This is a genomic window from Nocardiopsis sp. NPDC101807, from assembly GCF_044766605.1.
Taxonomy (GTDB): domain Bacteria; phylum Actinomycetota; class Actinomycetes; order Streptosporangiales; family Streptosporangiaceae; genus Nocardiopsis; species Nocardiopsis tropica.
Genome location: NZ_JBIWMK010000003.1, coordinates 85,056 through 98,526 on the forward strand (window position 1 = coordinate 85,056; position 13,471 = coordinate 98,526).

1 protein-coding gene is annotated in these 13,471 nt (G+C 72.9%); it reads right to left on the reverse strand.

The window, feature by feature from the left end; genetic code table 11:
• Positions 1-28: 28 nt before the first annotated feature.
• Entirely contained in the window at positions 29-13,267 is a 13,239-nt protein-coding gene (locus tag ACIRPH_RS09900) for an amino acid adenylation domain-containing protein (RefSeq protein WP_402911838.1), read from the reverse strand.
• Positions 13,268-13,471 lie beyond the last annotated feature (204 nt).

Sequence of the window (13,471 nt, forward strand, 5' to 3'; positions counted from 1 at the left end):
TGCGGGTGGTCGTCCCGCGCGGGGCGGCTCACGGGTCCGCGAGCACGCCGTCCAGGATCTTCCTGACGGCGCCGAGGGGTTCGCGGTCGGTCATGCGGGCGTGCTCGGCGTCGATGTCGTGCCGCTCCACACGACCGCTGACGTGCGGGTCCCACGCCCGCGGCGACGGGGCCCCCTCGCCGCGCCCCCGGGTCGCCGCGAAGAACAGCATGTCGCCCTCGAAGCGGGCGGTGGGCCGCTCGGCCACGATCCGCAGGAGCCGGTTGGCGGTGCGGGCCAGGGCGTCGAGGTCCGCCCCGCCGAGCACCGGTGCGGCCTCCGTCGCGCCCATGAGGCGGGCCACCTCCTCGGGTCCGATCCCGTCCTGCCAGCCGACGCCCTCGGCCTCGTGCGGGTAGGAGTCCAGCAGCGCCAGGACCGCGACCCGTTCCCCCTGTTCCTGGAGGGCGCAGGCCAGGGCGTGGGCGATGTTCCCGCCCAGGGACCAGCCGAGCAGGTGGTAGGGGCCGTGCGGCTGGACCGAGCGGATCTGGGCCAGGTAGTCGGTGACCAGGTCGGCGGCCGTCTGCGGGGCGCCGCCCGCGTCGTCGGTTCCCCTGGCCTGGATCCCGTACACGGGACGGTCGCCCAGGCCTTCGGCGAGAGCGGCGTAGCACCAGCTCAGGCCGGTCACCGGGTGCACGCAGTACAGAGGGGGCAGGGCCCCGCCGCCGCGCAGGGCCAGCAGGGGCGCCGGGGAGCCGGGACGGTGCGGCCGGAGCCGTCCGCCCTCCTCGGCGAGGGCGGCGGAGATGCCCGCGACGGTCGGGGAGCGGAAGAACGCGGGCAGGTCGACGGTCGCGCCGAGCACCGTCCGCACCCGGCTGATCAGCCGGGTCGCCAAGAGGGAGTGTCCGCCAAGGTCGAAGAACCCGTCGTCGACCCCGACGTCGGGACGGTCCAGCACCTCGGCGAACAGCCCGCACAGGATCTCCTCCCGCGCCGTACGCGGGGCCCGCCCGACCGAGACCTCGGCTTCGGGGACCGGCAGTGCGGCCCGGTCCACCTTGCCGTTCGGCGTCAGCGGGAACGCCTCCAGGGCCACGAACGCCGACGGAACCATGTAGGCGGGCAGGTCCCGGGCCGCCAGACGGCGCAGCTCCCCGCTCTCCGGGGCCTCCGCGCCCTCGACGGGAACGTGGTAGGCCACCAGGCGCTTCTCCCCGGGGACGTCCTCGCGCAGCACCACCACCGCCCGAGCGACATCGGGATGCGCCGCCAGGACCGTCTCGACCTCCCCCGGTTCGACCCGGAAGCCGCGGATCTTCACCTGGAAGTCGGAGCGCCCCACGTACTCCAGGGCGCCCTCGGCGTTCCACCGGACCAGATCACCGGTGCGGTACATCCGTGAACCCGGCTCACCATAGGGGTCGGCGACGAACCGCCCTGCGGTCAGGCCGGGGCGCTCGTGGTACCCGCGCGCCACACCCGCGCCCGCGAGATAGAGCTCGCCGGGCACTCCGGGGGCGGTGGGGTTCAGGCGGCCGTCCAGGACGTAGGCGCGGGTGTCGTCGATCGGGGCGCCGATGGTCACGGGAGCGTCGGCGTGCAGGCGGCAGGTGGTCGAGTAGACCGTGGTCTCGGTGGGCCCGTACCCGTTGGTCACGCTTCGGGCGGCGGAGGTGAGCGCGTCGGCCAGTTCCCGGGTGACGGGCTCCCCCGCCGTCACCACATGCACACCGGACAGGTCGATGCCGGTCTCCAGCAGGGTCCTCCAGAGGCTGGGGGTGGCCTGCATGTGGGTGACGCCGTGCCGGTCGATCATGTGCGCGAGCCGCCGGGGGTCCAACAGGTCCTCGCGGGACACCAGGACCGCCGCGCCGCCGCACACCAGCGGCAGGTAGATCTCGACGGAGGCGATGTCGAAACCGAACGTGGTGCTGGCCAGGAAGCGGTCCTGCGCGGTGAAGGGCAGGTTCCGCTTCACCGACATCAGCAGGTTCACGAGTGCTCCGCCGGTGACTGTCACGCCCTTGGGCCGCCCCGTCGAGCCGGAGGTGTAGAGCACCTGCACCGCACCCGCCCCCGGACACCCGGCGGCAGGCGGGTTCTCCTCGGACCGCCCGGACAGGTCCATCCGGCCCACGAGGTCCTCGTCCAGGACCACGCGGGGACGGGCGTCCTCCAGGATGTACCGGACGCGCTCGGCCGGGAACTCCGGATCCACCGGCACATACGCCGCACCGGCCTTGAGCACCGCCAACGCGCACACCACCATCTCCACACCGCGCGGCAACAGGACCGCCACGCGGTCCTCACCCCCCACCCCCCTCGCGAGGAGTTCACGGGCCAGCCGGTTCACCCGCGCGTTGAGCCCGCCGTACGTGGTCACCCCCTCGTCGGTGACGATCGCGGGAGCCTCGGGGGTCCGGGCCACCTGCGCCTCGAACAGCTCGGCCAGGCTCTCCGCGCAGGTCCGTCCGTCGGCGTGCGGTGCGCCCCGGCCCCACGTGTGCAGCAGCCGACGGCGCTCCTCGGCCGACAGCAGTTCGACCCGGCCGACCCGGACCGAGGCGTCGCGGGCCATCTCCGCCAGCACAGCCGTATACCAGCGCACGATCCGCTCGGCGGTCGAACGGTCGAACAGGTCCTCGGCGAACTCCAGCTGGCCGACCAGGCCCGCCCTCGCACCCTGCTCGTCGAACTCCTCCCGTGCGCTCAGGGAGAGGTCGAACTTGGCCACCCGGAAATCGACCGGGTACTCCTCGACCTCCAACCCCTCCAGAGCGAGCGAAGTCCGCCGGTTGTTCTGCATCACCAGCAGCGTCTGGAAGAGCGGGTGCCGGGACGCCGAACGCTCCGGGTTGAGGACCTCCACCAGCCACTCGAACGGCACGTCCTGGTGCGCGAACGCGTCCAGACCCCCTTCACGGACACGCGTGACGAGTTCCCGCAGCGTGGGGTCGCCCGAGACGTCGGTCCGCAGCACCAGGGTGTTGACGAAGAACCCGACCAGGTCCTCCAACGCCTCGTCCGAGCGCCCCGCCACCACGGTCCCGACCGGGATGTCGGGGCCCGCGCCCAACCGGCTGAGCAGCGCGGCCCACCCCGCCTGGAGCACCATGAACAGCGTCCCGCCACACTCCCGGGCCAGGCTGGCCAACCCCTCGTGCACCTCCGCCGGAAGGGTCAGATCGACGGCGCCGCCGCGCCAGGACGCCACGGTCGGCCGGGGCCGGTCCGTGGGCAGGGCCAACTCCTGCGGTGCCCCCTCCAGGGCGCGGCGCCAGTACTCCGACTGGGCGTGCATGACGCTGCCGGGGTCGGACTCCTCACCCAGCTCACGACGCTGCCACAGGCTGAAGTCCGCGTACTGCACCGGCAGCGGAGCCCAGTCGGGAGCCCGGCCGCGTGCGCGAGACCGATAGGCCCGGCTCAGGTCGTCCAACAGCGGCGCCAGCGACCACCCGTCGCACGCGATGTGGTGCACCACCACACAGAGCACGCTCTCCTCGTCCGAGACCCGGTACAGCCGGGCACGCACGGGAGGTTCCACCGACAGGTCGAAACCGCGCGCGACGAACTCGGTCAGTCCGGCGACGTCCTCCCCCGACTCACGGTCGACGATCTCCAGCGGCGCCGGGGTCCGCTCTGCCGGGAGCACGTGCTGCCGGACCTGGTCCTGATCCTGCACGAACACCGTCCGCAGACTCTCGTGACGGCCGACCACGTCGCCCAGAGCAGCTCGCAGGGCCTCCGCGTCCACCGCGCCCCGCAGCCGCAGCGCCACCGGGACGTTGTAGGTCCCCGGCTCCTCCATCTGGTTCAGGAACCACAGCCGGCGCTGGGCGAACGACAACGGCACCCGCTCCGGGCGCTCACCCGCCACCAGCGCCGCACGCGCACGACCACCCTCGCGTTCCAGCAGGCGGGCGACCCCGGCCACCGTCGGCCGGTCGAAGAACTCCCGCACCCCCACCTCGCCGCCGAGCACCGACCGCACCCGGCCGATCAGCCGGGTCGCCAGCAGCGAATGTCCGCCCAGGTCGAAGAACCCGTCGTCGACCCCGACGTCGGGACGGTCCAGCACCTCGGCGAACAACCCGCACAGGATCTCCTCCCGCGCCGTGCGCGGGGCCCGCCCTGCCACCGCCACGGTTTCGGGGACCGGCAGCGCCGCCCGGTCCACCTTGCCGTTCGGCGTCAGCGGGAACGCCTCCAGGGCCACGAACGCCGACGGAACCATGTAGGCGGGCAGTTCCCCGGCCAGTCGGCTCCGGACACCGTCCGTGTCCAAGCCGTGTCCCGCCGGCGGGACGGCGTACCCGACCAGGCGGCTCCCACCGCCCGCGTCCTCACGTACGACGACGACGGCCTGCTCCACACCCGGACAACGGTGCAGAGCCGCCTCGATCTCGCCCAGCTCGACCCGGAAGCCGCGGATCTTCACCTGGAAGTCCGAGCGCCCCACGTACTCCAGCGCGCCCTCGGAGTTCCACCGGACCACGTCACCGGTGCGGTACATCCGCGCCCCGGGATCACCGAACGGATCGGCGACGAACCTCTCCGCCGTCAGGCCGGGGCGCTCGTGGTACCCGCGCGCCACACCCGCGCCCGCGATGTACAACTCGCCCGGGACACCCACCGGCACGGGCGCCAACGCCTCGTCCAGCACGTACACCCGCGTGCCGGACAGGGGCCGTCCGATGGGCACGCGGCCGGGGCTTCCCTTGAGCGGGTCGCTCAAGGTGGAGCAGACCGCGGCCTCGGTCGGACCGTAGGCGTTGACCATGCGCCGGCCCTCGGCCCAGCGCGCCACCAGCTCGGTCGAGCACGCCTCCCCGCCCGAGGCCAGCGAGCGGAGCCCGGTGAGCACGGCGGGCGCGGTCTCGGGCAGGGAACCCAGGACCGCGGGGGTGATGAGGGCGTGGGTGGCCCGGTGACCGTCGAGGAAGTCGACCAGGTCCTGGCCCGCCAGAACGGTGTCGGCTGCGGCCACCGCGAGCGCGGCGCCGCTCAACAGGGCGTGGCACCATTCGGCGGAGGCGGCGTCGAAGCTGAACGAGGCCACCTGCGCGACGACGTCGCCGGGGCCCAGTTCCAGGGCACGGATGGTGGCGCGGGCCATGTTGGCCACACCGGCGTGGTGGTTGACCGCGCCCTTCGGGGTTCCGGTGGACCCGGACGTGTAGATGACGTAGGCGGCGTGTTCGGGCCGGAGCGGGGCCGGGCGCTCGTCCTGGGCGATGTCCCGCTCCGCACGGCCCCGCACGGCCTCGGCGGTCCGCGGATCGTCCAGGCACAGGGAAGGCGCGGCGGGAGACGCGGGGTCGGCCGCGACCGTGGTGAGCACCAGTGCGGGGGCCGCGTCGGCGAGCATGAACGCGACGCGCTCACGGGGGTAGTCGGTGTCGACGGGGACGTAGGCGCCGCCCGCCTTGAGCACGGCGAGCGCGGCGGTGAACATCTCGACGGATCGCGGCAGGGCGATGGCGACCCGCGTTTCCGGTCCCACCCCCCTCGCGAGGAGTTCACGGGCCAACCGGTTCACCCGGGCGTTGAGCTGGGCGTAGGTGGTCACCCCCTCGTCGGTGACGACCGCGGGCGCCTCGGGGGTCCGGGCAACCTGCCCCTCGAACAGCTCGGGCAGGATCTCCGTGACGCTCTGCCCGTCGGCGTGCGGTGCGCCCCGGCCCCACGTGTGCAGCAGCTGACGGCGCTCCTCGGCCGACAGCAGTTCGACCCGGCCGACCCGGACCGAGGCGTCGCGGGCCATCTCCGCCAGCACCGCCGTATACCAGCGCACGATCCGCTCGGCGGTCGAACGGTCGAACAGGTCCTCGGCGAACTCCAGGTGTCCGCCCAGGCCGGCCCGGCCGCCGTCCTCCCCGAACTCCTCGTACACGTTCAGCGAGAGGTCGAACTTGGCCACCCGGAAATCGACCGGGTACTCCTCGACCTCCAACCCCTCCAGAGCGAGCGAAGTCCGCCGGTTGTTCTGCATCACCAGCAGCGTCTGGAAGAGCGGGTGCCGGGACGCCGAGCGCTCGGGGTTGAGCGCCTCCACCAGCCACTCGAACGGCACGTCCTGGTGCGCGAACGCGTCCAGGCCGCCCTCGCGCACCCGGGCCACCAGCTCCCGCAGCGTGGGGTCGCCCGAGACGTCGGTCCGCAGCACCAGGGTGTTGACGAAGAACCCGACCAGGTCCTCCAACGCCTCGTCCGAGCGCCCCGCCACCACCGTGCCCACGGGGATGTCGGTGCCCGCGCCCAACCGGCTGAGCAGCGCCGCCCACCCCGCCTGGAGCACCATGAACAGCGTCCCGCCACACTCGCGGGCCAACATCGCCAGACCCTCGTGCACCTCGGCGGGGATGTCGAGGCCGACCGCGTCGCCACGCCAGGACGCCACCGCCGGCCGGGGCCGGTCCGTCGGCAGCGCCAACTCCTGCGGCGCCCCCTCCAGAGCCCCACGCCAGTACTCCGACTGGGCGTGCATGACGCTCCCGGGATCGGACTGCTCACCCAGCTCCCGACGCTGCCACAGACTGAAGTCCGCGTACTGCACCGGCAACGGCGACCAGTCGGGAACCCGGCCACCTGCGCGGGCCTGGTAGGCCCGGCCCAGGTCGCCCAGCAGCGGCGCCAACGACCACCCGTCGCACGCGATGTGGTGCACCACCACACAGAGCACGCTCTCGCCGTCCGAGACCCGGTACAGCCGGGCACGCAACGGCAGCTGCGTGGAGAGGTCGAACCCGCCCACGGCGAACTCCGCCAACGACGACGCGATCCCCTCCGAAACGCCGTCCGCGGCCCCGGGACCGGGGGCACGGTCCACGATGTCGAAGAAGGCTTCCGTCGGTCCTGGTGGGAGAACGTGCTGCCAGACCTGGTCCCGGTCCTGCACGAACACCGTCCGCAGACTCTCGTGACGGCCGACCACGTCGCCCAGCGCCGTGCGCAGGGCCTCCGCGTCCACCGCGCCCCGCAGCCGCAGCGCCACCGGGACGTTGTAGGTCCCCGGCTCCTCCATCTGGTTCAGGAACCACAACCGGCGCTGGGCGAACGACAACGGCACCCGCTCCGGCCGTTCCCCCGCCACCAGCTCCGCACGGGAGCGGCTCTTCCCGTCACCCAGCAACCGGGCGACCCCGGCCACCGTCGGCCGGTCGAAGAACTCCCGCACCCCCACCTCGCCGCCGAGCACCGACCGCACCCGGCTGATCAGCCGGGTCGCCAGCAGCGAATGTCCGCCCAGGTCGAAGAACCCGTCGTCGACCCCGACGTCGGGACGGTCCAGCACCTCGGCGAACAGCCCGCACAGGATCTCCTCCCGCGCGGTGCGCGGGGCCCGCCCGACCGCGATCTCGGCTTCGGGTGCGGGCAGTGCCGCCCGGTCCACCTTGCCGTTCGGCGTCAGCGGGAACGCGTCGAGCAGCACCACGAGTGGGACCATGTAGCCGGGGAGCACCGACTCCGTCCGGCTCCGGATGTCGTCCGCGTCCAGGACCCGGCCCTGCGCCGGGACCGCGTACCCGACCAGGCGCCGCTCACCGCCCGCGTCCTCACGTACGACGACGACGGCCTGCTCCACACCCGGACAGCCGCGCAGGACCGCTTCGATCTCGCCCAGCTCGACCCGGAAGCCGCGGATCTTCACCTGGAAGTCCGAGCGCCCCACGTACTCCAGCGCGCCCTCGGAATTCCACCGGACCACGTCACCGGTGCGGTACATCCGCGCACCCGGCTCACCGAACGGATCGGCGACGAACCGCCCGGCCGTCAGCCCCGGACGCTCGTGGTACCCGCGCACGACCCCGGCACCCGCGATATAGAGCTCGCCCTCGACCCCCACCGGCACGGGCGCCAACGCGTCGTCCAGCACGTACACCCGCGTGTTGTCGATGGCGGCGCCGATGGTCACCGGGTCGTCCGTTGAAAGGCGGCAGGTCGTGGAGTAGACCGTGGTCTCGGTGGGCCCGTAGCCGTTGGTCACGCTTCGGGCGGCGGAGGACAGCGCACGGATCAGCTCCGGGGTGGCCGGTTCTCCTCCCGTGACGACGTGCACGCCGGACAGGTCGATGCCGGACTCCAGCAGGGTCGACCACAGGCTGGGGGTGGCCTGCATGTGGGTGACGCCGTGCGTGGAGACCATGCGCGCGAGCCGCCGGGGGTCCAGCAGGACCTCGCGCGTCACCAGGACCGTCGCGCCGCCGCACACCAGCGGCAGGTAGATCTCGATGGAGGAGATGTCGAAACCGAACGTGGTGCTGGCCAGGAAGCGGTCGCGTTCGGTGAACGGCAGGCTCCGCTTCACCGACATGAGCAGGTTCACGAGTGCGCCGTCGGTGACGGTCACGCCCTTGGGCCGCCCCGTCGAACCCGAGGTGTAGAGCACCTGCACCGCACCCGCACCCGGACGCCCGGCGGCAGGCGGGTTCTCCTCCGACCGCCCGGACAGATCAGTCGAGGCCAGGAACCCCCCGTCCAGCACCACCCGAGGACGCGCGTCCTCCAGGATGTACCGGACGCGCTCGGCCGGGAACTCCGGATCCACCGGCACATACGCCGCACCGGCCTTGAGCACCGCCAGCGCGCACACCACCATCTCCACACCCCGGGGCAGCAGGACCGCCACGCGGTCCTCGCCCCGCACGCCCCTGGCCACCAGCTCACGGGCCAGCCGGTTCACCCGCGCGTTGAGCTGGGCGTAGGTGGTCACACCCTCGTCGGTGACGATTGCGGGAGCCTCCGGGGTGCGCGCGGCCTGCGCCTCGAACAGCTCGGCCAAGGACGCGGGAACGGCCTCCGCACGGGGCCCGTTCCACCCCTCCACCAACTGATCGCGCTCTCCGGGAGAGAGCAGCTCGACCCGGCCGACCCGGACCGAGGCGTCGCGGGCCATCTCCGCCAGCACCGCCGTGTACCAGCGCACGATCCGCTCGGCGGTCGAACGGTCGAACAGGTCCTCGGCGAACTCCAGCTGGCCGACCAGGCCCGTCCGATCGCCGACCTCCCCGAACTCCTCGTGCACGCTCAGGGAGAGGTCGAACTTGGCCACCCGGAAATCGACCGGGTACTCCTCGACCTCCAACCCCTCCAGAGCGAGCGAAGTCCGCCGGTTGTTCTGCATCACCAGCAGCGTCTGGAAGAGCGGGTGCCGAGAGGCCGAACGCTCGGGGTTGAGGACCTCCACCAGCCACTCGAACGGCACGTCCTGGTGCGCGAACGCGTCCAGACCCCTTTCACGGACCCGCGTGACGAGCTCGCGCAGGGTCGGGTCGCCGGAGACGTCGGTGCGCAGCACCAGGGTGTTGACGAAGAACCCGACCAGGTCCTCCAGGGTTTCGTCCGGCCTTCCGGCCACCACGGTGCCCACCGGGATGTCGGTGCCCGCGCCCAACCGGCTGAGCAGCGCCGCCCACCCCGCCTGGAGCACCATGAACAGCGTCCCCCCGCACTCGCGGGCCAACATCGCCAGGCCCTCGTGCACCTCGGCGGGGATGTCGAGGTCGACGGTGCCGCCGCGCCAGGACGCCACCGCCGGCCGGGACCGGTCCGTGGGCAGGGCCAACTCCTGCGGCGCCCCCTCCAGGGCACGGCGCCAGTACTCCAGCTGGGTATGCATGACGCTGCCGGGATCGGACTGCTCACCCAGCTCCCGACGCTGCCACAGGCTGAAGTCCGCGTACTGCACCGGAAGCGTCGACCACACGGGGACCCCACCACGCGATCGGGCCTCGTAGGCCCGGCCCAGGTCGTCCAGCAGCGGCGCCATCGACCACCCGTCGCAGGCGATGTGGTGCACGACCACACAGAGCACGCTCTCCTCATCCGAGACCCGGTACAGCCGGGCACGCAACGGCGGCTGTACGGAGAGGTCGAACCCGCCCACGGCGAACTCCGAGAGCGCGGCCGGGATTCCGGCCGGGTCGGCGTCGACCGTCTCCAGGGGGACGCCCGCCTGTTCGGCGGTGAGGACGTGCTGCCGGACCTCGTCCCGGTCCTGCACGAACACCGTCCGCAGACTCTCGTGCCGGCCGACCACGTCGCCCAACGCCGTGCGCAGGGCCTCCTCGTCCACCGAGCCCCGCAGCCGCAGCGCCACCGGAATGTTGTAGGTCCCCGGCTCCTCCATCTGGTTCAGGAACCACAACCGGCGCTGGGCGAACGACAGCGGAACCCGCTCCGGGCGTTCCCCCGCCACCAGCGCCGCACGCGCACGGCCGCCCTCGCGTTCCAGCAGGCGGGCGACCCCGGCCACCGTCGGCCGGTCGAAGAACTCCCGGACCCCCACCTCGCCGCCGAGCACCGACCGCACCCGGCTGATCAGCCGGGTCGCCAAGAGGGAGTGTCCGCCCAGCTCGAAGAACCCGTCGTCGACCCCGACGTCCGACCGGTCCAGCACCTCGGCGAACAACCCGCACAGGATCTCCTCCCGCGCCGTACGCGGGGCCCGCCCGACCGCGGCACCGGCCTCGGGTGCGGGCAGAGCCGCCCGGTCCACCTTGCCGTTCGGCGTCAGCGGGAACGCCTCCAGAGCCACGAACGCCGACGGGACCATGTAGGCGGGCAGGTCCACTCCCGCCAGGTGGCGCAGCTCCCCGCTCCCGGGGGCCTCCGCGCCCTCGACGGGAACGTGGTAGGCCACCAGGCGCTTCTCCCCGGGGGCGTCCTCGCGCAGCACCACCACCGCCCGAGCGACATCGGGATGCGCCGCCAGGACAGCCTCCACCTCCCCCGGATCGATGCGGAAGCCACGCAGCTTGACCTGGAAGTCGGAGCGCCCCACGTACTCCAGCGCGCCCGTGGGGTTCCACCGGACCACGTCACCCGTGCGGTACATCCGTGAACCCGGTTCGCCGAACGGATCGGCGACGAACCTCTCCGCCGTCAGGCCGGGGCGCTCGTGGTATCCGCGCGCCACACCCGCGCCCGCGATGTACAACTCGCCCGGGACACCCGCCGGCACGGGCGCCAACGCCTCGTCCAGCACGTACACCCGCGTGTTGTCGATGGCGGCGCCGATGGTCACCGGGTCGTCCGTTGAAAGGCGGCAGGTCGTGGAGTAGACCGTGGTCTCGGTGGGCCCGTACCCGTTGGTCACGCTTCGGGCGGCGGAGGCCAGCGCGTCGGCCAGTTCGCGGGTGACGGGCTCCCCCGCCGTCACCACATGCACACCGGACAGGTCGATTCCGGCCTCCAGCAGGGTCCTCCACAGGCTGGGGGTCGCCTGCATGTGGGTGACGCCGTGCGTGGAGACCGCCTCGGACAGCCGGTGGGGGGTGAGCACCGCATCGCGCGTCACCAGGACCGCCGCGCCGCCGCACACCAGCGGCAGGTAGATCTCGACGGAGGCGATGTCGAAACCGAACGTGGTGCTAGCCAGGAAGCGGTCCTGCGCGGTGAAGGGCAGTCCGCGGCTCACCGACATCAGCAGGTTCACCAGCGCTCCGCCGGTGACGACGACCCCCTTGGGCCGCCCCGTCGAACCCGAGGTGTAGAGCACCTGCACCGCACCCGCACCCGGACACCCGGCGGCAGGCAGGTTCTCCTCCGACCGCCCGGACAGGTCGGTCGAGGCCAGGAACCCCCCGTCCAGCACCACCCGAGGACGCGCGTCCTCCAGGATGTACCGGACGCGCTCGGCCGGGAACTCCGGATCCACCGGCACATACGCCGCACCGGCCTTGAGCACCGCCAACGCGCACACCACCATCTCCACACCGCGCGGCAACAGGACCGCCACGCGGTCCTCACCCCCCACCCCCCTCGCGAGAAGTTCACGGGCCAGCCGGTTCACCCGCGCGTTGAGCCCGCCGTACGTGGTCACCCCCTCGTCGGTGACGATCGCGGGAGCCTCCGGGGTGCGCGCGGCCTGCGCCTCGAACAGCTCGGCCAAGGACGCGGGAACAGCCTCCGCACGGGGCCCGTTCCACCCCTCCACCAACTGATCGCGCTCCTGGGCCGACAGCAGGTCGCACTGCCAGATCGCGGTGTCGGGGCCGGAGACGATCAGCTCGATCGACCTGCGCAGGCGCTCGGCCATCGCCTCGACGGTCGGACGCCGCCACAGGTCGGTGCGGTAGGTCAGGACTCCCCGGAGGCAGCCGTCGGCCACGGCCGTGCCGAACTCCAGGTCGAACTGGGCCGCCGAACCGTTCGTCGGGACCCGTGTGACGCCCCGGTCCCCCTCGGGTCCGCCCGGTTCGGCGGGACCGCCGTGGTGGACGTAGACCACGTCGAAGACGGGGTTGCGGTGGGAGTCGCGCGCGGTCGTCGCCGCCGCGGCCACCCGCTCGAACGGGGCGTGCTGGTGCGCCTGGGCCCGCGCCAACCCGCCCTGCACGAGGCGTACCAGTTCGGCGCTGGTCCGCACCCCGGACAGGTCCGTGCGCAGGGCGGTGGTGTTGACGAGGAAGCCGACGACGTCCTGGAGGTCGGGGCCGGTGCGGCCGGTGAAGACCGTGCCGATGGTGACATCGGTCTGCCCCGACTGCCTGGCCAGGAGGAACTGGAACGCGGCCGCCAGGACGCTGGAGGGGGCCGCCCGCAGGCGCAGGGCGAACCGGTGCAGTGCGGCGGTGGTCTGCGGCGACAGCTCGAAGCGCACCCGGTCCGCCTCGGGGGCGGAGTCGTCGGAGCGGGGCGTGTCGGTCGGCAGCTCCAGGCGTTGGAAGCCCTGGAGTTCCCGGCGCCAGTGGTCCACGTGCTCGGACAGCTCGGCGACGGCGTCGGGCGTGCGCTGCGCCGCGGCCACGTCCGAGAACCGGGCGGGCGCCGGCGCGAGTCCCGCGTCGCCTCCGGACAGGGCGGCGCCGTAGAGGGCCCGCAGGTCGTGTTCCAGGATGTCCAGGGACCGCCCGTCCACCGCCAGGTGGTGGACGACCAGGGCGAAGGCGTCGGGTCCGCCTGCGCGGCGGACGACCAGGGCCCGCAGCGGCGGGGCGCCCAGGAGGTCGAAGGGCCGCGCGGCCGCGGCGCGGACCGCGTCCTGGACGGCCTCGCCCGAGTCGGCGCGCGCGTGGTCCGGTTCGAGGGTGAACGCCGTGAGGACGTGCTGTCGGGGAACCCCCTCCGCGTCGGCGGAGTAGGCCGTCCGCAGGACCTCGTGCCGCTCGACGAGGCGGTCCAGGGCCGCACGCAGGGCGCTCTCCGCGACACCCGGGTCGAAGTCCAGGCGCAGGACCAGGTTGTGGCTGACGTCGTGCGGGTCGAGCTGCTGGAGCCACCACAGGCGCTCCTGCCCGAAGGTCAGGGGCCGGGCCCCGCTGACGTCGTTCACTGGCCGTCCTTCCCGTCCTGCGCCGTGATGGCGCAGCCGTTCCCCGCGGCGCCGCGCCCGCAGCGGGGCACGAAACGTCAGGGGGGTGCCTGTTGTTTCGAACCGTCACGATTTCGACATATCGGTTTCAACGACCACCGGTCAACCGCACGAGTTCGCACTCGCAAAACCACCGATTCCGGACCGCCGTCCCGAGAATACGCA